This window comes from Endozoicomonas arenosclerae (assembly GCF_001562015.1).
GTDB classification, from domain to species: Bacteria; Pseudomonadota; Gammaproteobacteria; order Pseudomonadales; family Endozoicomonadaceae; genus Endozoicomonas_A; species Endozoicomonas_A arenosclerae.
Window position 1 is genome coordinate 1 of the sequence record NZ_LASA01000146.1, and the last position, 20,844, is coordinate 20,844.

Below are 20,844 nucleotides of genomic sequence, written 5' to 3' on the forward strand. Positions count from 1 at the left end.
ATACATATCCTCCTAAATAGTCACATTCATTTTTCTCTGAATTGAAAAATGAATCAGTATTAACAAACAATGGAACCTTGTTAGCAACCCCTTGCTGCATTAATTCGATTGGTAACCTCACATTAGAGTCAAAAACCTCAAAATTATTTTCATTATTTCTTCCATAACATGTAGCTGCATGTATGATGGCAATAAAATCTTTATTCGTATAAAAGACTTTTTCTAAACCATCTTCTGCATAATAAAAGAATAAATCACTAGCTATATCTTTTATCCGATCTAACGATGAACTCTGTCTAATTAGCACATGAACTTCATAACCAGCTTCTACTAACATGTTTGCAAGATGGCTGCCTAGAAAACCCGTAGCACCCGTCAACAATATCTTCATAGTAAATTGTAAAAGGGACTATAAGCCCCTTTTACTCTATCTCCGGAATTATTTGAATTGTGCAGCAAACAGTCTAAAGCTACTATGCACATGATCCAGCATTTCATCCGTCAAACCATGATGACACGCTAACAGCACCCCCCCACGCATTACATGATCAGACACCGGATAGCCTTCAGTAGCCTTTTTCATTTCTATATCTTTAAAGCCAGGTTGACGAGTAATATTACCGGTGAAGACCACACGAGTCTGAATATTACGTTTCTCAAGAAATATTTGCATTTCTCTGCGTGTGAAAGGTGCCCCTTCACGAATGGTTAGCGGAAATGCTAGCCAACCAGTTCGAGACTCTGTCGTTTGCTTTGGCAAGATAAACCAGTCTTCATACTGTGCAAAGAAATCATACTGTTTCTGGTAGAACTCTTCACGGGCTTTTATGTTGCCTTCCAGCTTATCAAATTGTACTAATGCAAAGGCTGCACTGATTTCAGAAGGTTCTAATTGATAACCCACCGTTTCGAATACAAACTTGGCATCGTAGTCAATACCGTCAACCTTTACATTGAACCGATTCTCAATGGCTTCACTTTCAACAAACAGGGATGAGCTACGACCCCATGAACGAAGCAGCCTGGCTTTTGCGGCCATAGCATCGTCCTTAACACACAACATACCGCCATTGCCTGCGCCATTGATAACGTGAGAGCCATAAAAACTGGTAATACTGATGTCTGAATAATGGCCGCTAGAACGCTGTTGTAAAGTACCACCCAGTGTATCTGCACTGTCTTCAATAATTTTCAGATCATGCTTCCTGCATATTTCTACAATACTATCCCAGTCACAGATATTACCGATCAGGTTTGGAATACAAACCGCACTGGTTTTCTCTGTAATCATCGCTTCAATTTTTTCAGGATCAATGCAATAGGTGCCTTCTTCAACATCTACAAATGCAGGTATCAGGTCGTTCTTTACCAGGCAGCCAACGGTTGTAGCAAAGGTCAATGCCGGGGTAATCACTTCACTGCCTTTAGGAAGGTCCAGTACTTCTACTGCCACAAACAGTGCGGAAGAACCTGAGTTCACCATAATACCGTGGGGCTTATCAAAGGTGGCTGCAACCTTTTCTTCAAACTCCCTGACGTGGGGGCCCATTTGTGTGGATGTGCGCAGTACTTTCTCTACGGCATTAATCTCTTCTTCACCGTGTACTGTGCAGCCATAGGGTACGTAAAGAAAGTCTTCTCGTTTCTGTTCAGTCATCTTTTTTCTCGATACTTCTTTTCTCGATATTTCTCGATTATTTACCGTGAAAAGCAGTTAAATGTTTGTGGATTGGTATTGGAGAATTTGCTGCAGGGTTATCTCACGTATATCAGAACCTTTTTCATAGGCTTTATGCCATTGAACAATGGATTCTAATGTTTGCTTCAAGTGCCAACGTGGTCGCCACTGCAAACGTGAATAAGCTTTTGAGCAATCCAGATTTAGATAATGGGCTTCATGGGGGTGATCATTTTTATCTGCCTGCCAACTCTTCTTCTCACCTTGTGATTTTCCCCACTGTTGAGCTAATTGATCAGCAATCCAACCTACTGGTTTGGCGTCCTTCAATTCAGGCCCAAAATTCCATGCTTCCGAGAATTGATCGCCCTCGTCATAAAGCTTTTGGGCCAATTCAAGGTAACCACTTAAAGGCTCTAATACATGTTGCCAGGGCCGAATTGCCGCTGGGTTTCTGATCATCGGTGTTTGATCTTCACACAATGCATTGACAATATCGGGTATTAACCTGTCATCTGCCCAATCCCCCCCGCCAATCACATTACCCGCTCTTGCTGTGGCGATACCGACCTTATGATCTTTATATTGATGGGTAGGAAAATAGGAGTTTCGATAGGATGCTGACAGCAGCTCCATACAACCTTTACTGCTACTATAAGGATCGTATCCACCCATTGGATCAATTTCGCGATAACCCCAATCCCATTCCCGATTCTCATAACACTTATCGGTGGTCACTAACACACATGAGCGAACCGTTTGAACCTTACGAACAGCTTCAAGCAGATGCAAAGTGCCCATAACATTGGTTTCGTAGGTTTCTACCGGGGCTTTATAGGAATATCGAACCAAAGGTTGTGCGGCTAAATGAAGGACTATCTCAGGTTGGCTTTGATCCATAGCTTCTTGTAAGGCTACTCCATCACGAATGTCACCTATTGTATGAGTCATATTTTCAGAGACGTGGATCAACTCAAATAAACTCGGCTTCGTAGGTGCTGGTAATGAATAACCTGTAACCTCAGCCCCCAACTCCTGCAACCAAAGAGCCAGCCAACTGCCTTTAAACCCTGTATGCCCTGTCAGGAAAACCTTTTTGCCGTACCAAAAGCTTTTTCTTACGTCCAGATTTTCCACGGTGCCTGTCCTGTATTCCAGAGTTTTTCCAGAAGAACCTTATCTCTAAGGGTATCCATAGGTTGCCAGAAGCCATGATGTTCAAACGCAGACAACTCACCCATTTCTGCCAGCTTTTTAAGTGGCTCCTGCTCCCAGACTGTTTGGTCATTCTCTATAAAATCAATCACTTTGGGGGACAATACAAAAAAACCACCATTAATCATCCCTCCATCACCTTTGGGTTTTTCCTGAAATGATTTTACATTGTGATTATCGATAGACAGTGCACCAAAGCGCCCAGGAGGATAGGTTGCCGCTAATGTCGCAAGTGTTTTTTTTTGTTTATGCTGTTCAATGGATGCTGTTATGTCGATATCGCCGACACCATCGCCGTAGGTAAAACAAAATAACTCTTCATCTTTAATGTAATCTTTGACCCGCTTCAATCGACCGCCCGTCATTGATGAGTCGCCAGTATCAACCAGAGTTACTTTCCAGGGTTCTGCTTTTTGTTGGTGGACATGCATCTGATTATCACGCATGTCAAATGTCACGTCTGACATATGAAGAAAGTAGTTAGCAAAGTACTCTTTTATCACGTATCCCTTATAACCGCAGCAAATTATAAAGTCCGTAATACCATGAGCAGAATAGAGCTTCATGATATGCCAGAGAATAGGCTTGCCTCCTATCTCGATCATTGGCTTAGGTTTACTGTCGGTTTCTTCGCTAATGCGCGTTCCCAGACCACCCGCTAGTATCACTGCTTTCATTGATTAACTATTCCACCATCAAAGTTTTAAAATATTTATAACTGCTCATTCATAATAAGCCTACCGCCTCTGGCGGCAAATAGCCCACGGCAAGATAATGAAAGTCCTTGACCCGCAAGGACTTCAGACAGATAGCGTGTACTCAACGCCGCCTTCTTTTGCTTTCTTTTCAGGCCTGCTTTAAATGTTTTCGTGTTGTTCAGCAGATTAACTGCTACATGTCTGAGCCCTGCTAACACTTCAGCTCCATCATTTCGACGGATTCTGCACTCATCCTCTCGCATGGCTACATCCAGTTTCCAGTGAAGCTTGTTTTCTTTGTACCAATGCTCTCGGCTGGCCTTGCCTAACTGCTCTGCTGTCAGTTCAGCTGAACTGATATAGTAACGAATACAGACGTCATTCAGATCCAATACTTCTCCTTCGATCTCTCTCGATGAAAGAGCTATTCCCAGTGTTTTCATACCTGGCCAGTCAAAGGAGAAATTCACAAACTCATCGAAGAGATCACTGACAAAATACATCCGGGTCTCCGTACGTCCATGACCGGTTTCCCGAGTCATAAAACTGTCACCTTCCCACTGATTCAGCTTGTCCAAAGAGAAATGATGATCAAAGGCTTTTTCAAGCTTTCCCTGATTGCCTTTAACCGCTAATAAGTAGTCTGCATCCTTACTCACTATCGTTTGTGCAATACCTCTCTGACACCCCATAGCATCAAGGGTTACAAGGCATCCTTTGATTTCAAGGAGCTTCAGTAACTCTGGAATAGCCGTAATTTCATTCGTTTTTTCCTCAGTCTTCAGCTGCCCCAACACAACATTATTTGCCGCTGAAAAAGCGCTGATCATATGGATTGCGCCGCGCTTTTTACTCTTGTCATAAGAACGTCTGACTGTCTTGCCATCAATGGCAATAACGTCACCTTTTGCTGCCTCATGACAGGCATTCATCCAATCGATAAAACACTGCTGAAATTGCTTCGGGTTAATGTTACTGACGACTCTGGCAATCGTATCGTCTGAAGGGATTCCCTCTTCAAAATCTCCGTACTGTTTCAACCACTCAAGACGCTCATGACCGAAGTCTTCAATCTCCTCCCAACCCTCTGCTCCCGCAATAACACCACAGATAGTCAGCAATAGAATATCTGTCAGTTTATGGCCGACTTTCCAGGTTTGACGTGGATCGCTGATGATAGAAAGTTGTGAAATCAAATCGTGAGCATTCATTGCTTAGGCCTTATCCTAATTCTGAAGGTATAAGACCATAGACGTATTGATAAAGAAACAAATATTGGCTACAGATCAATGAGAGAAGGGGCTTTCATGATCTTTCCCTGATACTAAGGGCTCTTATCTGCCACGCTACCGCCCTTCAGATTACACCCTCTCTGAAAAGCAGATTAAAATTTATCCATTTCCTATTGACTACACAACCTCTAGAGCTCTCTACGACGCAAGGAAGCCGGTAGTAAATAGCCTTCTCTAGCAACCACGTCAGCATTGCCGCAAGGCTGCCAATCATACACATTCTAACTAGTGCTAACCACCCGCATTACACGACAGTCCTAAAGACATTTTTTCGGGAAACACTCAAGTGTATGCCACACCTAGTATGGAAGGATTAGTTGGTAGGAAAGACTTAGCTCTTACCGAACAAAATTGTACCCACAGTCAAAAAAGAACCAACTACGAGAACTCTGTCGCTGCTGCCCGAAACCTGTATGAGCTGTTGAAATCCTACCTCTGCACTTTCAGCTAGAACTGACTGCTCAGAATATCTTGTGACTGCCTGATTTAACTCAGCCTTAGCAAGAGCTCTAGGAGAGTCAAAATCAGTAACAACCCACTCATCCACAACTTCAGATAGAGACTCGATAACTCCCTGATAGTCCTTGTCTTTATAGATAGCAATCAGTGCACGCGTTTTTCCTGGCACCGGATCTGCTTTGAGTCGCTCTACAAGCTTTCCAGCTGCCTGTGGGTTATGAGCTACATCGAGGACAACCTCAACTTTCTCCCCACTCTGGTTGGTCTCAACTATTTTTTCATAGCGACCAGGCAGGCTTGATGCCTTCAAGCCTTCAACGATTGCATCACGGCTTATTACTTGAGGTAAAAACTGGATTGCTTGCAAAGCAGTGGCGGCATTATCAATGACCAGCGCAGGCTTAGGAAGTTCAGCATACTCAACGAACTCACCAGACATACTTAATCCCTTCCAACTCCATGTATCTTTTTCTTCCCTTAGCTCGAATTCCTTTTCCCTACGATACAGAGCTGACTCTAACTTAACTGCCTGCTCAACGATGTTTTTGGGAGCTTCCAACCCACCAAAAACAGCAGGTTTTTCTGCACGAAAAACCCCTGCTTTTTCTTTTGCAATAGCCTCAATACTGTAACCCAGCCAGTCTTGATGATCCAATCCTACGGTTGTAATGACTGAAACATCTGGCTCTATGACATTGGTCGCATCTAGCCGACCGCCAAGGCCAACCTCGATAAGAGCAATGTTTACTTTCTCTTTCTGGAACACATCTACAGCTAAAAGGACTGCAAATTCGAAATAGGACAGCCAGTCACCACCACGCCCATCATTCACTTTCTGGAATGAGGCACACAAGCTCTCATCGCTAGCTTCTACACTATTGATTTTTATTCGCTCATTGAATCTGAGCAGATGAGGAGAGGTATAGACACCTACGTTGTAACCAGCAGCCAGGAGGATAGACTCAAGGATTGCTACCGTAGAGCCCTTACCATTTGTACCACCTACCGTAATAACATAAGGAGCAGGCTTCAGAAGATCCAGCCTTTCAGCTACTTTTCTAATTCGATCCAGCCCGAGCTCCATCTCATGCTCAGGTCGGGTATTTTCCAACCAGTCAAGCCAATCAGACAGCTGTTCAAAGGGAGGCTGACTGTTTTGCTGGTACGTCATGGAGGAATTCCTTGGATGAACATCAAAGGGCAGCATGATAGAGGGGAGTCATTGACAGGTAAATAGTTTTACCTGTTTTGTAATATAGAAAATAGAGAACAGCGTTATATTTCTAAAATTTAATTAGCCGACTGCCTTTCAGAGCAGCCGACTACCCACCTGAACTGTCATCCTGCAGCTGAAATAGTCTCTTCTTCAGCTACATCGAAGTCAGAGTCTGGCGTAACCGGCACAGACTCCATTCCCTGCATCTTTCTGCACAGACGTGCAATCGTAGTTCTCATTTCACCACGATCGATAATCATATCAATAGCACCATGCTCGAGAAGGAACTCACTGCGCTGGAAGCCTTCAGGCAACTTTTCCCGTACAGTCTGCTCAATCACTCGTGGACCTGCAAAACCAATGAGGGCACCCGGTTCAGCAATATTAACGTCACCCAGCATCGCCAGGGAAGCTGAAACGCCCCCGTAGACAGGATCAGTCAGAACAGAGAAATAAGGTACACCCTGCTGCTTCATGCGCTCTAGAGCGGCACTGGTTTTCGCCATCTGCATCAGGGAGAACAGTGCTTCCTGCATACGAGCACCACCACTGGCAGAAAAACACACCAGAGGTATTTTGAGCTCCAGGCTCAACTCTGCAGCACGAGCAAACTTCTCACCCACTACAGAGCCCATTGAGCCACCCATAAAGCTGAACTCAAACGCTACAGCTACAATCGGCAAACCATCCAGCTGTCCCTTCATTGCAACCAGAGCATCTTTCTCTCCGGTTTGCTTTTGGGCAGATGCCAGACGATCCTTGTATTTTTTGGAATCACGGAACTTGAGCTTATCTACAGGCTCTATCTCTGCAAACAGCTCTTGGGTACCGCTTTTGTCGAGAAAATATTCCAGACGCTGACGGGCACCGATACGCATGTGATGACTGCACTTGGGGCAGACATCCAGATTTCGCTCAAGCTCTGGACGATACAGTACAGATTCGCACTTTACGCATTTGCGCCACAAACCCTCTGGCACATTACTGCTCTTCTGCTGACTCGTAGAACGTGACAGCGAAGGTATCAGTTTGTCGACTAGCCAGTTACTCATTCACGCTTCCTGTCTATCTGACAGAAGACTCAAGATCAAAAACGCCGAAGTTCAGCATTTTCTCCCTGTCTACTGCCTTAATTTATGCCGTTCATGACATCAGTCTCTCAGAGCTTTCCCTTAAAGACTCAGAGCCATGAAGCTCTTCCTCACCGAAAGTGATGAAGAACAACTTCACCGCCCTCGGCTGCTTACTGTTTTGTTTGGCTCATGGCTACTTGTCCATGGCCTGACGCATTTCTTCCAGATGACCGGAAACCCTGTCAATCGTGGAATCGCCCTGGCTATGGTAATTAGCCAGTTCGGACACCAGCAGGGATCCCACTACAACACCATCTGCCACTGAAGAAATGGCCGCAGCTGACTCACCATCCCGAATACCGAACCCTACCCCTACAGGCAGATCGGTAAAGCCTTTGATATGAGCCACTCTGGACTGAACACTGTCCAGATCCAGTTTATTGGAGCCCGTGACACCCTTGAGTGAGACGTAATAAACAAAGCCTGATGCCACTGAACAAATCTTTTTGATTCGCTCGTCCGTTGTTGTGGGTGTGATCAGATTGATCATATCAATCTGCTTTGGTTGTAAATGCTCAACCAGATCTCCCGCAAACTCTGCTGGCAGATCCACAATCAGCACACCATCAACACCGGCCTGGGCAGCACGATCTGCAAACACCTCATAACCCATTATTTCTACAGGGTTCAGGTAGCCCATCAGGACAATCGGGGTAGTATTATCGTTTTCTCTGAAGCGAGTTACCATTGAAAAAACGTCATTCAATGTAACACCTTGTGATAATGCCCTCTCATGAGCCTCTGCAATCACCGGTCCGTCCGCCATCGGATCCGAGAAAGGAAAGCCCAATTCAATCAGGTTTGCACCACTGGCAACCATCTTGTGCATGATATCCACGGTCTTCTCAGCCGGATCACCCGCTGTGATATAAGGCATTAATGCCTTGCGACCTTCTGAAGACAAACGTTCAAAGCACTGTTTAATTCTCATGATTCTTTTTCTACCTGTTTACCGGGAAAATTTTTGTCAAGCCATACTGAATAGCAAAACGTAAGACAAAATATTTTCTTTCGCTCAAGGCTGCTGCTTAGAACGTCAGTCCATCAATTTCAGCCACGGTGTGAATATCCTTATCACCCCGACCCGAAAGGTTCACCACAATAATCTGGTCTTTCTCCATAGTTGGAGCCAGCTTTTCAGCAAAGGCCAGAGCATGAGAACTCTCAAGCGCTGGCATAATGCCTTCCATGCGGGTCAGATTACGGAATGAAGCCAGCGCCTCGTCATCGGTTACGCAAGGGTATTCTGCACGCCCAACCGATCTCAAATGACTGTGCTCAGGCCCTACACCCGGGTAATCCAACCCAGCAGATACGGAGTAGCTCTCAATAATCTGACCATCATCATCACACATCAGATAACTGCGCTGACCCTGGAATACACCCTGTCGCTCTCCGGACATACGAGCTGCGTGCTCACCGGACTCAACACCGTGACCACCTGCTTCTACACCGTAGATCTTGACACTCTCGTCCTGCAAGAATTCATAGAACAGACCCATGGCATTGGAACCACCGCCAACACAAGCCACCAAAGCATCAGGCAAACGATTTGTCATTTCCAAACATTGTCTGCGAGCTTCACGACCAATCACACTCTGGAAGTTACGAACCATTTCCGGATAAGGATGAGGTCCACAAACAGTACCCAGAATATAAAACGTTTCTTCGGGACGAGTTACCCAGTCACGCAGCGCTTCATTAATGGCATCTTTAAGCGTTTGAGAACCACTTTCCACTGGCACTACAGTTGCGCCCAGCAGCTTCATGCGGTAGACATTCAACGCCTGACGCTTAACGTCTTTAGCACCCATGTAAACAATGCATTCCAAGCCCAGTCGTGCAGCAACAGTTGCTGTCGCTACACCGTGCTGACCTGCGCCCGTTTCAGCAATAATGCGCTTCTTACCCATATGCTTGGCCAGCAAAGCCTGCCCAATCGCATGGTTAATTTTGTGAGCTCCGGTATGGTTCAGATCTTCCCGCTTCAGGTAGATCTGTGCACCCCCCAGACTTTCAGACCAGCGCTCTGCATGATAAAGCGGAGATGGCCTGCCGACGTAATGAGCCAGATCACGGTCAAAGTCAGCCTGAAACTCAGGATCATTCCAGAGCTTTTTATACGTAGCTTCCAGCTCTTCGAGGACACACATCAGTGTTTCAGCCACGTAACGGCCGCCAAAACGACCAAAATGACCGGAATCGTCCGGCAGATCCTTTAAGTTTTTATAGTCGCTGTTCTTATCTTCAATAGTCATTGCTTTACCGCCTCGACAAAGGCCTTCATCTTCTCGGGGTCTTTACCCCTTTCATTCTCCACGCCGCTGCTGACATCAACAGCAAAGGGCGCAACCTGTTCTATGGCTTTTGAAACATTGTCAGGATTCAAACCACCCGCCAGGATGATCGGCTTATCCAGATTGTCTGGTATCAGCTGCCAGTCAAAAGCTTCACCGGTCCCTCCGGGTACTCCTTTACGATAGGAATCCAGAAGCAGACCACAAGCACCAGGGTAAGCAGCAGCACACTCTTCAATCGATGTACCGGGACGCACCCTCAGCGCCTTGATATATTTCCTTCGCCATCGCTCACACTCCTGATCGGTTTCATTGCCATGAAACTGCAATAAGTCCAGGGGAACCTGGTCCAGCACGTTTTGAATCACTTCGTCCTCAGCATCAACAAACAGCCCCACCAGTGTGATGAAGGGTGGAACCGCAGCAGCAATTTCCTGCGCCTTGCTGATTGAGAGAAAGCGTTTACTGGGGGCATAAAAATTCAAGCCCAGAGCATCGGCTCCAGCCTGAACCGCTTCAAGAGCGTCTTCTACAGAGGTGACTCCACATACCTTGATACGAGTCTTCAACTATACCTCTCCTAATGCCTATAGCTGATAAATAGCGCCTGGGGCGACCGATAACCGTCAGTTATCCCTGCCATCCGGAAAAACCTGCATACCAGGGTTTCATAGATGGGTGAGCGATGGGAGTAATTGAACAGGACACTTCCACACATTGGCAGCCCCTGAATAGTCAGGGCCAAGAATGAGTCTGAAAGTAGAGAGTGGATGTTAGCAGAAACAACCGGTGCTTGTCCGCAGCCAGATTACCTCTGCTAACAGATTTTAAACCCTGCGCTTTATTACCAGGGTAAAGTAGAAGCTACGAAGAAGGGATTTGGCTCACTCTTTGGCAACTCATACTCTTTCGGGTAACCCACATCCACAAAATACAGACCATGAGGCTTGGCCGTTGCACCACCCTCTGAGCGCTTTCTGGCATCCAGGACTTCTTTTGCCCAGACAGGAGGCTTTCTACCAGCACCCACTTCCAGAAGCACACCCGTGATATTTCTCACCATATGATGAAGAAAGGCATTCGCCCGCACATCTATGACCACCAGATCGCCATGTCGATAAACATTTAAATGCTGCATTTCTCGAACTGCGTGTTTCGCCTGACACTGAACCGCACGATAAGAATCAAAATCATGCTCACCAATCAGAAACTGACCAGCAATATTCATTAACTCCACATCCAGCGGACGATAATAAAAAGTCACACCTTTGGGCAGATGAGCTGGACGGACAGGACGATTGAGAATCACATAGCGATAACGACGCCACATGGCGGAGTATCGGGCATGAAAGTCATCAGCAACCGGTTGAACCCAGTTAAAGGTAATGTCATCGGGCAAGTTGGTATTTCCGCCAAATGTCCAGCCATAACCACTGCGTTCAGCCTCAGTATCAAAGTGAATGATCTGATTACAGCCATGCACCCCGGCATCCGTTCTTCCTGCACACACAACAGAAACAGGATGATTGGCAACTTTGGACAACGCCTTTTCTACAGCAGCCTGAACCGAGGGAAGTCCTGACTTCAGACTCTGCCAACCGTGGTAACGGGAACCATCGTATTGAACACTGGCAGCTAATCGCGGCATGAAAAATGCTCACTCCACAGGTGAAAAGGAGGGGAATTTATCAGGAGGAAAGGGAAAATGATAGCGTTTCAGGGTCCGACAAAAAAAGCCCGGACTCAATAGTCCAGGCTTTCTCACACTCTCAAAAGAATTTAGCCCGTTTGATCCATGAGCGCCTGAGCTTCCTGCTTCTGTTCATCTGTTCCAGAATCAAGTACTTCCTGCAGAATATCACGGGCTCCCTCATTGTCGCCCATATCAATATAAGCCCTGGCGAGATCAAGCTTGGTGGCCGCTTCATCATCATCGGAGAGGAAGTCCAGATCATCATCCTCAAGGGCTGATTCCAGATCAGGCAGACCATCATCAAAGCCCAGAGATTCTTCATCCGCCTCACTGCCTTCCACTTCACCCAGTTCGAGATCCAGATCATCCAGATCATCTATCTCAGCAGGACCTTCTTCCTGGGCAGGCACAGTAGTCTCTTCGGAAATATCCAGGTCTGGCAATCCATCAGCCACCTCGACTTCACTCTCTTCAGCTTCCAGATCCAGATCATCCAGCTGGAAATCCAAATCATCAGCTGAATCCACTGACCCAGACTCTGCCGATTCATTATTAAAGTCCAGATCATCCAGATCAAACTCCAGATCACCCAGCTCGCCTTCAGTGTCAGCCCCACCCTCTTCCGTGAGCGCATCACTTAAGTCAAACCGCTCAAGATCGCCTTCTCTTTCTTCGGAAGCTTCAGGCACCGCTTCACCTGAGAAAGCATCTGCCGGGAAGCGAGCTTTATAAGCATCAGCCTGTCGCAAGGCATCCTGATCATCCAGAGACTCAACACCGGCTAAAGCCACCTTGAAGTTCTCAAGATCATTATTCTCAGCATGCACTTCCAGCAACTTCAGTCTTAGATCCGACCTTTCCGGCTCACCCTCAATTGCTTTTTCGAGCAGTTCTGCTGCCTGAGGGAATCGGCCATAAGCGATATAAATATCCGCTTCACTGATGGCATCGTCAGTCTGCTGAGTCGTTTCTTCCTGCTCTTCATCTTCAAGCAGGCTGTCTTCATCTATCTCCAGAGTCTCATCCAGCTCAAGCTCTTCTTCACCTTCCTGTTGAGGCTCTTCAGGAATCAGAGACATCGGCTCAATGTTGGATTCTTCTTCAAGCTCAGCTTCCTCCTCTTCCTGTCTTCTGCGTCGGTAGATCAGAAGAGCTGCGATCAGACCCAGCGGAACCAGTGCCGCCAGAGCCAGATAGAGAGGATTACTGAACAGGAAGTCCAGGAAGCCAGGAGCAGGCTGAGGTTCTGGAACAGGCTGCACCGGAACAGGAGCAGGTTTTGTCACAGGCTCCTGCTGCTGTTGAGCTTGTTGATTGGCCGCTTGATCTTCTGGCTGCTGGGTTAAAGCAGCCATCTGATCATCTTTAAGATCAATCAGACGTTTCAGTGTACTGATCTGATCATCCAGATCTTTTAGACGACTCTTTAACTCTTCATTTTCACGGGTCAGCTCGTCCATCTTCTCACGAGTCATTGCCAACTCGTTCTGCAATGCCGTGGTCGCAGTGTCAGCAGAACCTCCACCCAAATCACTGCCAGTACCTGAAGTATCGTCCGTAGCAACAATCGACAGACGACCATCATTACCCGCACCTTCTGAGGAAACATCTGCAGAGCTGCGGCGAGTTGCGTCCAGCTGCTCAAGGCGAGCCTGCCAGTCTCTGTTTTGACGAGCCACTTCGCCTACCGCATCCTGGAAGCTGACCTCTTCAATCTCTTCTCTGGCAGGTACACGCAACACCTGACCTTTCTTAAGACGGTTGATATTGTTCTGGATAAAGGCCTGAGGATTTTTCTTCTGAATGGCCAACATCGTCTGCTGAACGCTCAAATCGCTGGCAGGACGAACACTTCTGGCGATATTCCAGAGGTTATCGTTTGGCTTGACGTCATAAGTATCGGGCTGAGCCTGCCCGGAATAGCTATCCACACCCGTACGAATAGGCTCCTCTCGAACCGGAGTAGCTTGAATAGGTCGGGTATTTTCTTCAGGCCGATAAGTCGAAGGCTGACTTTCCTGAGCCCCTCTGCGATCAAAAGGATTCACATTCTGATCACGAGAAGGCGTTGGCACTCCACCATTATAATTCTGTGTTGATGCTGGCCTTACTGGGGCAGCTGGTTGCTGACTGAACGCAGGTGGATCCAGCAGCATGGTATATTCACGCAGCAGACGCCCACTGGGCCAGTGGACTTCCAGAAGAAAATTCAGAAAGGGCTCACGCACTACCTGATCACTGGTTACATGAATATAACCCGTACCATCTTCTCTCAGTATGGTTTTGAAATTCAGGCCAGTTAAACTGAAAGGTCGGTCCAGACCTGCCCGCTGAAAGTCTGAACGACTGGCAAGATTGGGCAGAATCTCATTCCGGGTCAGCTCTCTGACTTGCAGCAGTTCAATCTCGGCATCCAGTGGTTGATTCAGCGCCGAATTTAAGCGCACTTCGCCCAACCCCAGCGCATTGGCCAGACCGGAACCCAGTGCTCCTGATATGGCCATGGCTGCTACAAGCTTTTGCAGTCTCATCATGAATCCTTGTTATTTGCGCGTATCAGCAAACCCGCCCGTAAATACACACCTTACATCGACAGCCTGAAGCAGAACCGAGTCTAAAACTGCATAATCTAAGTCATAAGAGGGAGCTGCAACCAGATCCTGAACCTGCAGCCTTTTTTCTTACGACTGTTTTTATAATAAACAGCTTTTCAGATGTGTGCAGACACCTTCAACCAGAAGACAGGTGCCCAATCAGCAACCCCTGCAACTGTCGTCAATAGGACAAGAGCAGGGCTGCATCAAAAACCATGAAACACTCACAGTCATAAAGCCGGTACGGTTAACAGTTCCTGATAGCCCGAAGTCCTGCCCTCTTCTGTTTAAGGCAAGACCCCAGGTCGAAAAATATTATTCTGACAATTTCAATACGGAACTGTCACTATTTCAGCTAAGTTATCATTTTAAAAAGTCTTTTAGCAATATTTCTGCCACTGACATTGCCTGAATTGCGCCACATCTCACAGGATCACCCACAATCCAGAGGCATATTTGATCAGCATGCTCCGGGTTCTGACGAATCCGGCCAACGACAATGACATCTTTTCCCGCCACGGTTTCCACTGAAGGCATCTCGTCAGCCGCTGCCAGCTCAACGCCCTGAGTATTTGCCAAAAGCTCTTTTATGGTTTGACCATCCACCGGACGATCCAGATCCAGATGCACAGCCAGACTGTCACCAAAGAATACCGGAACCCTCACGCAGGTGGCACTTACCCTGAGGTCATCCTGATGCAAACCTTTTCCCAGCTCAGTGGCAATCTGACGCTCGATGGTGGAGGTTCCGTCAGCAGCCAGTTCTCCTACCTGAGGTAGAACATTAAAAGCGATTCTCTGATCAAACAGCTTTTTCTTGACGGGCTTGCCGCTCAGCAGATCGATCGTCTGACCTCTCAGCTCTTCGATGCCTTTCTGACCACTCTCTGCCAGAGAAAGACTTGCCATAACATTCACAGAATCAATACCCACCGCTTCCTGAATAGGCTTCAGTACTTGCAGCATCAAAGCAGCAGGACTGGAAGGCAGTGCCACCTCATTATCATCAGATAAATCGGCCTCATCGGTTAAACCAGCCAGATAAAAATCTGCTTCTGACTCACCAGAGCCATTAATAACGCGACAACTACCTTCAATGGCCAGATTCAGAATCTCAGGATTCACCTGACTTCCAACAGGTATGATCAGAAGGTCGGCATCTGCATAGTTGAATGCCATAGCATTCAGAACATCCAGCTCAGTGCCTTTGTAGGCCACCGTTGCATCCGCTTCCGGCTCAGCAGCCAAAGGGTAAATAGCCCCAGGCTCCAGGTGACTCTCTTCCAGAACCGAAAGCAGGGCTTCACCCGCCAGACTCTGTGCATCATAAATCGCTAAATCAAAGGTTCCGATCATGAGCTTCTCAGTATCAATACAAATATGCGGGGGAATGTATCAGGAAGCGTACTGGAAAGCACCACTCATAAGGACAGAAGCTCACCCCGCAATGCCTTTAACTTTATCTACTAAGGGTTATCAGTGCATGGTACTATCGCCCAGCAAGCTTTATAGGAGTTACACTATATGGATTATGTTAAGTACTGCAATATTAACAACTTTAAGCCAGATGGCAGCACATTAAAGGCATTAGATAAGATTGAGCGAAAAACAAAGCTGTCTACAACACTAAAAGCGGCTGTCTCTACAGTACCTATTTATAAAATTTTCGTAGAGCCTTCCCCAAAGCATTCAGAAGTACAGTCAATAATAACTTATGACTGGATAGAGTTCGAAAAAACTATAAGATCAATCGATATGACCAAGAGAGTGATTATTGGAAAAATTGCTCAAATGGAAGCGATAAATACTCACGATTTCAATAATAGACAATTCTGGAAGTGTGTATCAAATGCAACTCGTTAAATATTTACTAACATTTGTTTTTATAGCGAGCACTTCCCTGGCATCAGCCTCTGAAAGGGTATGCGACAGTAAAGTGCTAGAAATTCCTAAGTCCCATTGGTTATTTAATGAAAGTAAAGAGATTCAGAAAAAAACATTACTTTATTTAAGTTTAAATAATTACTACCAGTGTAAAAGAAATAAACTTAAGGAAGAGGTTTTCTCTAGAATAGAAAAAATTTCAACAACTGGCAGCAAAGATGAACTTCAAGAATATATTGATTCGATAGTTGATATTTTTCCTGATAAGGCAATCAGAGCTGAAATCACTAAAAAGATAGGCAATGAAAAGCTTGATGAACTATTAGAGGATTACAGTCAATCCTTCGATATTTTTACAACATTAGAGATACTGGGTTTAGCTGAACACTCCAAACAACCAGACTAACTCCGTTCATATAGCCGTATATTTTATAGATAACGGCTATATTTTCACAATTCCGATATCGTAAGGACTTATTGACTATCCAGTCTGAAATGCCCTCTGGCGGTAGCTACAGGCGTTTCACGACGGCTTTGCCACGCTGTAATGGACACATTGGCAATACGACTGCCCTGACGAACTACACGGCACTCTGCAAAGACGTCCTGAATTCTTGAGCTTCTCAGATAGTCGATGGAAAAATCGACAATCTTGGGAATTTTAGGTTCATCCATAAACAGCATAAGGTGGATAGCTGCCGACATTTCCATGAACCCGCCTAGAACACCACCATGCAGAGCCGGGAGAACAGGATTGCCTGTATTTTCCTGATTTTCAGGCAAAACAAACAAGGCATCATCCCCCAATGACTGACAGCGCATGCCTATCTTCTTGGCATAGGGCAGCAACTCAGTAAGGTGACTGTAATCACTGGTAGCTCTAGCCTGAAGGAGTACGTCCTTAAAAGATTCATCCAGTTTCATTTTGCCAGCTCCTTCGCCATTTCACTCAGTGTCCGCCCGGTCCTCATGAAAGTTCCAACACCATGGGCAAAGGGCTCATCCCGATCGTCCTGATAAGCCACTCCACGGGTAAAGACAACGGTTTTGGTGACCCGGTAAGCTTCAGCAAAACAACGAACAGGCTTGAATGGATCTGGCAATCCAAGGTGATCAATTCGCAGGTCAATAGTAGGGCAGGTTTCAAAACCCGGCAGCGCTATACACGCCGACATGCCAAATGCACTGTCCATTAAAGTAGTAATAGCCCCTGAATGAATGATCCCGGTCCCCGGATTGGCTTCCAGCTCTTCATTGTAAGGCATGCTGATGACAACACCTTCAGAAGTCACATGTTCTGGCTCCATCCCCAATATACGACAATGAGGTATCGCATGGAGAAACTGCTGAACGACAGACTCTAACTGCTCATCGGTATTCATGTCAGTGCAATCTCTTATTCTTCTCTGTACCAACCTCCAGTATAACGAACTTCAAACATCTGTTTAACCCATTCAATGCTGTTTAACCACCGTACCAGCCAGTAAATAACTGGATCACGATGGCATTGGTGATATCGATGAAAAAAGCACCAATCAGCGGCACCACAATAAAAGCTTTGCCTGAAGGACCAAAATGCTTGGTGACCGCAGTCATATTGGCAATGGCATTAGGTGTGGCCCCCAATGCCATTCCCATATAGCCTGCTGACATCACAGCCGCGTCATAATCTTTGCCAAGTACCCGAAAGATAACCCAGTAAGTAAACAGGGCCAGCACCACTACCTGGGATATCAGAATCAGAAGAATAGGCAGAGCCAGATCCACCAGCGTCCAGAGCTGCATGCTCATTAACGACATGGACAGAAACAAACCCAGGGACAGATCTGAAACCAGTGCCAACGAAGCAGAGTCCGACGGACACTTCATGTTCTTGAAAAAATAGGGAAGCACATTAGTGAGAAGAATACCGGTAAACAAGCAGGTAACGTATTGAGGTAGAAACAACCCGATTTTCTGCAGAAGAACGGTCACATGCAGACCGGCACCAATGGCAATAGCAAACAGCAACACCGTTTCAAGCATCATTTCTGCATCGATCAGTTCGTGCTCCTCACCATAACGCGAACCAATGGTAATGTGCTCATTTCCTGAAGGGGTCAGATTGTATTTCTCAATCAGTTTCTGAGCCAGAGGCCCACCGGCCAGCCCACCCAGAATCAAACCAAAGGTTGCACAGGCCGCGCCTATTTCAGTGGCATTGGGTAAATTAAACTGTTCAGCCAGAATGGGAGCCCAGGCTATAGCCGTCCCATGCCCACCACTGAGAGAAATAGACCCTCCGACAACACCTATCAAAGGATCAACACCGGTCAGGTTAGCAATCGTTACACCAATACCGTTCTGCACAAACAGGAACAGGCTTGCCACCACCATCAGAATTACGAGGCTGATTCCGCCTTCCTTCAGCGTCGAAAAACGCGACGACAGACCAATAGTACTGAAGAAAACCAGCATCAGGTTGTCCCTCATGGTCAGTTCAAACTCAATACTCAGGCCGGTCAGAATAAAAATGGCCGTAAATAGCAGCGAAGCAAGAAACCCACCGGTTACAGGCTCTGGAATATTAAAGTGACGGAAAAAGGCAACACGGGTATTGAGGAAGCGCCCCACAAAGAGCACCAGTATGGCGATGATCAGTGTCTCCCATGAAGATATAAGCATTGAAACACCTAAATTTGGCAGTGAGGATAATGTCTGAATAGCGTCAGGCTGAACGAGACTAATAATAGTCGTTGTTTAGACATTCAGAGTCCTGATTCATTAACCAAACGATTAACTCTATAAGGGGGGAATATTGAATTAGTGGCAGTTTCTGGCATAAGGCCGAAGTAATTTCAGAACGAAAGCCTGAGGACCACACAACCCGGCACGATATTCCGAAGAAAGGCAGTCAGCATTGTGCTGATTAGGATCATTAGCGTCATCAGGATCTATCGCATTGATCACACGACACTCTCCATTGGCCATAGTCTCACAATTCAAGTGCTTGAGTCGGTGAGAGTGATAATGAGTTTTACCATTAGCTGTAAAAGACACTAAATTAGTCAATAAAAAGACCGTCTGATTATCATATCGAATCGGCACTTTGGATGATGTTATTTCCTGCTGATGCAGCTCCAGGAACGTTTGATTTAAAACAGCTCTAAACCTTTGCGCCAGAATGGCGTGATTAGCCACCTTGAGAGAACACCCTAGATTACTGCAATCCAAATAGCGCTTCTCCGAAGCTTTGGGCTCAGGGATGATATTGGATGAGGTAAAATCTTTGAACCCACCGTCGAAATAGCTGCTATTAGACACCCCAAAAGTAGGCGACTCAGTAATAAAAAACTTGAATTTATCAGAAAGACAGTCTGTACATTGCCTTAACTCACAGCGATTAAGAGAACAGAAGAGAGCTCGTTTTGATTTATTGTGAAAGCTCTCAGCGGTGATAAACTGCACCATGGGACGGCCATAATCAGGTTGAAAAACTTGCCTTCTGCTTCTTTCACTCTTGACCGATTGATACTTTGTAGCAACCTTTTGAGTAACAGGCAGCACCTTCTGTATCTTGCATGCATAATGCAGCCTTACCTGGTCGACATCCTCCTGACAAAGCTCCCCCTTTTCCGTTAACTTCCCATCCATTTCAGGATTGAGTAAGGGCAATAACTGATAGAGTAATCTGGCCTGATGCCCAAAAGCGCTGTCTGGAATGACCAGCTTACGAACTTGATCAACAAAATCATCAGAGCTTTTATACAGTGAGCTGATAGAGATAAGAGGATACCCCTCATCATCCTCTCCATGCTCCTCAAACCTCACACACGCCAGATCTACCCATAAACGCATAGCCTCATTTAAATCCGTACGATGTACTGACTCCAACTCCAGAGAAAACCGGAAAGGAACAACGCCTTCTTGTCCCAATTGACTCCCACTGTCACTGGCAAAAGGCGTATCAGCAAAACACAGCACTAAAATAAAAGCACTACAGGCTATAGCCTTTCTTTGAATCAGTTGCTTGAACATAGAAATATGAGTCCCGATTATTCACGGTATTGCCGAATCCAAAACTCCCGGGTTTATAAAAACCGGACTTCCAGTTTGCTGTTTTAACAGGTCTATTGCTGACTCCGAAGTCGGCTTCATTGGAACGTAGTCGGATGACAAGACAGAGCCTCTTGCGGGAGAGAAACGGGTTTGATGACTAGGATCATGAAGTGGAGAGGGCTGATAACGCTGAGTGGTTCTTGCAGCAGCAGGTGAATTAGAGCTTCCTACTGCGTCGTAAATATGAGCTGAATCATAGTATTCGTTTGTAACCATTGCATTTACAGGCTGTGAACTTACTCTTACAGGCTGTGAACGTACCCTCTTATTCGTGCGGTATTTGTTCACAGCGAACCAAATCAACCCTCCCGTGAGCACTATTGATCTGAGCCAACAATTTGCAGTCCGTTTTTCTATATGATCACACCTCAGTTTTTGAGGTGTTTATGAGCAAGGTTGACGGTCGCAAAATCTCCCATGAAGTGAGAGAAACCATTCGCATGGAAGCTATTCAGAAATGGCTTGATGGTGCAACTGTAAAGAGCCTTGCTGAAGAGTATGGAACTGATGAATCCTGCATCTATAGGTGGACTGGAAGGTACCGCAAGGGTGGGATGGAAGCCCTCAAAACTCGGCCAATAGCCCAC

At 46.2% G+C, this 20,844-nt stretch carries 20 protein-coding genes; 3 read left to right on the forward strand and 17 right to left on the reverse strand.

Translation table 11 applies throughout. The features are described from left to right. The 13 genes from WG89_RS22025 to WG89_RS22085 all read right to left on the reverse strand — a co-directional run. Window positions 1-379 (reverse strand): NAD-dependent epimerase/dehydratase family protein (locus WG89_RS22025; protein ID WP_172806887.1); only part of this gene is annotated, 379 nt, incomplete at its 3' end. A gap of 60 nt (window positions 380-439) precedes the next feature. Further along, window positions 440-1,657 (reverse strand): DegT/DnrJ/EryC1/StrS family aminotransferase, encoded by a 1,218-nt coding sequence (locus WG89_RS22030; protein WP_062269852.1) that lies wholly within the window; start codon window positions 1,655-1,657, stop codon window positions 440-442. A gap of 57 nt (window positions 1,658-1,714) precedes the next feature. Beyond that, on the reverse strand, window positions 1,715-2,815 hold the full coding sequence (rfbG, locus tag WG89_RS22035) for a CDP-glucose 4,6-dehydratase (protein WP_062269854.1): 1,101 nt from the start codon (window positions 2,813-2,815) through the stop codon (window positions 1,715-1,717). Next, window positions 2,797-3,570 (reverse strand): glucose-1-phosphate cytidylyltransferase, encoded by a 774-nt coding sequence (gene rfbF, locus WG89_RS22040; protein WP_062269856.1) that lies wholly within the window; start codon window positions 3,568-3,570, stop codon window positions 2,797-2,799. The genes rfbG and rfbF overlap by 19 nt, the downstream gene beginning before the upstream one ends. Before the next feature lie 35 nt (window positions 3,571-3,605). Further along, the gene (locus tag WG89_RS22045; RefSeq protein WP_079253982.1) at window positions 3,606-4,802 is read right to left on the reverse strand and encodes an ISAs1 family transposase; all 1,197 of its coding nucleotides are present in this window, start codon (window positions 4,800-4,802) and stop codon (window positions 3,606-3,608) included. 412 nt (window positions 4,803-5,214) lie between these two features. Next, complete coding sequence (folC, locus tag WG89_RS22050) at window positions 5,215-6,513, reverse strand: bifunctional tetrahydrofolate synthase/dihydrofolate synthase (RefSeq protein WP_062269858.1); 1,299 nt, start codon at window positions 6,511-6,513, stop codon at window positions 5,215-5,217. Window positions 6,514-6,680: 167 nt separating this feature from the next. Next, window positions 6,681-7,610 (reverse strand): acetyl-CoA carboxylase, carboxyltransferase subunit beta, encoded by a 930-nt coding sequence (accD, locus tag WG89_RS22055; protein ID WP_062269861.1) that lies wholly within the window; start codon window positions 7,608-7,610, stop codon window positions 6,681-6,683. A gap of 214 nt (window positions 7,611-7,824) precedes the next feature. After that, window positions 7,825-8,625 (reverse strand): tryptophan synthase subunit alpha, encoded by an 801-nt coding sequence (trpA, locus tag WG89_RS22060; protein ID WP_062269862.1) that lies wholly within the window; start codon window positions 8,623-8,625, stop codon window positions 7,825-7,827. A gap of 94 nt (window positions 8,626-8,719) precedes the next feature. Next, on the reverse strand, window positions 8,720-9,949 hold the full coding sequence (gene trpB, locus WG89_RS22065; RefSeq protein WP_062269864.1) for a tryptophan synthase subunit beta: 1,230 nt from the start codon (window positions 9,947-9,949) through the stop codon (window positions 8,720-8,722). Then, the gene (locus WG89_RS22070) at window positions 9,946-10,557 is read right to left on the reverse strand and encodes a phosphoribosylanthranilate isomerase (protein ID WP_062269866.1); all 612 of its coding nucleotides are present in this window, start codon (window positions 10,555-10,557) and stop codon (window positions 9,946-9,948) included. Before WG89_RS22070 ends, trpB begins: the two co-directional genes overlap by 4 nt. 275 nt (window positions 10,558-10,832) lie before the next feature. Beyond that, window positions 10,833-11,636 (reverse strand): tRNA pseudouridine(38-40) synthase TruA, encoded by an 804-nt coding sequence (gene truA, locus WG89_RS22075; protein ID WP_062269868.1) that lies wholly within the window; start codon window positions 11,634-11,636, stop codon window positions 10,833-10,835. Window positions 11,637-11,767: 131 nt separating this feature from the next. Next, window positions 11,768-14,215, reverse strand: a complete 2,448-nt coding sequence (locus WG89_RS22080; RefSeq protein ID WP_079253984.1) for a motility hub landmark protein FimV — start codon at window positions 14,213-14,215, stop codon at window positions 11,768-11,770. A gap of 423 nt (window positions 14,216-14,638) precedes the next feature. Next, the gene (locus WG89_RS22085) at window positions 14,639-15,631 is read right to left on the reverse strand and encodes an Asd/ArgC dimerization domain-containing protein (protein WP_062269872.1); all 993 of its coding nucleotides are present in this window, start codon (window positions 15,629-15,631) and stop codon (window positions 14,639-14,641) included. Between the two features lie 168 nt (window positions 15,632-15,799). Between WG89_RS22085 and WG89_RS22090 the strand changes: the two genes are divergently transcribed. Next, window positions 15,800-16,138 carry a hypothetical protein gene (locus WG89_RS22090; protein ID WP_062269874.1) on the forward strand — a complete coding sequence of 113 codons (339 nt, stop codon included), beginning with the start codon at window positions 15,800-15,802 and terminating at the stop codon, window positions 16,136-16,138. Further along, complete coding sequence (locus WG89_RS22095; protein ID WP_062269876.1) at window positions 16,125-16,565, forward strand: hypothetical protein; 441 nt, start codon at window positions 16,125-16,127, stop codon at window positions 16,563-16,565. The genes WG89_RS22090 and WG89_RS22095 overlap by 14 nt, the downstream gene beginning before the upstream one ends. Window positions 16,566-16,633: 68 nt before the next feature. Here WG89_RS22095 and WG89_RS22100 read toward each other — a convergent pair whose 3' ends face one another. The 4 genes from WG89_RS22100 to WG89_RS22115 all read right to left on the reverse strand — a co-directional run bounded on the left by WG89_RS22100 (window position 16,634) and on the right by WG89_RS22115 (window position 20,176). Further along, entirely contained in the window at window positions 16,634-17,083 is a 450-nt protein-coding gene (locus WG89_RS22100) for a PaaI family thioesterase (protein ID WP_079253985.1), read from the reverse strand. Next, window positions 17,080-17,541 carry a PaaI family thioesterase gene (locus tag WG89_RS22105; RefSeq protein ID WP_062269878.1) on the reverse strand — a complete coding sequence of 154 codons (462 nt, stop codon included), beginning with the start codon at window positions 17,539-17,541 and terminating at the stop codon, window positions 17,080-17,082. Before WG89_RS22105 ends, WG89_RS22100 begins: the two co-directional genes overlap by 4 nt. A gap of 82 nt (window positions 17,542-17,623) precedes the next feature. Next, window positions 17,624-18,823 carry a sodium/glutamate symporter gene (gene gltS, locus WG89_RS22110; protein ID WP_062269880.1) on the reverse strand — a complete coding sequence of 400 codons (1,200 nt, stop codon included), beginning with the start codon at window positions 18,821-18,823 and terminating at the stop codon, window positions 17,624-17,626. Window positions 18,824-18,961: 138 nt separating this feature from the next. Then, on the reverse strand, window positions 18,962-20,176 hold the full coding sequence (locus tag WG89_RS22115; RefSeq protein ID WP_062269881.1) for a zinc metalloprotease: 1,215 nt from the start codon (window positions 20,174-20,176) through the stop codon (window positions 18,962-18,964). A 467-nt stretch (window positions 20,177-20,643) separates the two neighbouring features. Here WG89_RS22115 and WG89_RS22120 point away from each other — a divergent pair. Then, window positions 20,644-20,844 (forward strand): helix-turn-helix domain-containing protein (locus tag WG89_RS22120; protein ID WP_153301753.1); only part of this gene is annotated, 201 nt, incomplete at its 3' end.

Coding starts and splice junctions, on each gene's coding strand:
- WG89_RS22030 (WP_062269852.1), bottom strand. CDS start 1,657: ATGACTGAACAGAAACGAGAAGACTTTCTTTACGTACCCTATGGCTGC.
- WG89_RS22105 (WP_062269878.1), bottom strand. CDS start 17,541: ATGAATACCGATGAGCAGTTAGAGTCTGTCGTTCAGCAGTTTCTCCAT.
- gltS (WP_062269880.1), bottom strand. CDS start 18,823: ATGCTTATATCTTCATGGGAGACACTGATCATCGCCATACTGGTGCTC.
- folC (WP_062269858.1), bottom strand. CDS start 6,513: ATGACGTACCAGCAAAACAGTCAGCCTCCCTTTGAACAGCTGTCTGAT.
- WG89_RS22045 (WP_079253982.1), bottom strand. CDS start 4,802: ATGAATGCTCACGATTTGATTTCACAACTTTCTATCATCAGCGATCCA.
- accD (WP_062269861.1), bottom strand. CDS start 7,610: ATGAGTAACTGGCTAGTCGACAAACTGATACCTTCGCTGTCACGTTCT.
- truA (WP_062269868.1), bottom strand. CDS start 11,636: ATGCCGCGATTAGCTGCCAGTGTTCAATACGATGGTTCCCGTTACCAC.
- WG89_RS22090 (WP_062269874.1), top strand. CDS start 15,800: ATGGATTATGTTAAGTACTGCAATATTAACAACTTTAAGCCAGATGGC.
- WG89_RS22115 (WP_062269881.1), bottom strand. CDS start 20,176: ATGTTCAAGCAACTGATTCAAAGAAAGGCTATAGCCTGTAGTGCTTTT.
- WG89_RS22100 (WP_079253985.1), bottom strand. CDS start 17,083: ATGAAACTGGATGAATCTTTTAAGGACGTACTCCTTCAGGCTAGAGCT.
- trpB (WP_062269864.1), bottom strand. CDS start 9,949: ATGACTATTGAAGATAAGAACAGCGACTATAAAAACTTAAAGGATCTG.
- WG89_RS22085 (WP_062269872.1), bottom strand. CDS start 15,631: ATGATCGGAACCTTTGATTTAGCGATTTATGATGCACAGAGTCTGGCG.
- WG89_RS22080 (WP_079253984.1), bottom strand. CDS start 14,215: ATGATGAGACTGCAAAAGCTTGTAGCAGCCATGGCCATATCAGGAGCA.
- WG89_RS22095 (WP_062269876.1), top strand. CDS start 16,125: ATGCAACTCGTTAAATATTTACTAACATTTGTTTTTATAGCGAGCACT.
- rfbF (WP_062269856.1), bottom strand. CDS start 3,570: ATGAAAGCAGTGATACTAGCGGGTGGTCTGGGAACGCGCATTAGCGAA.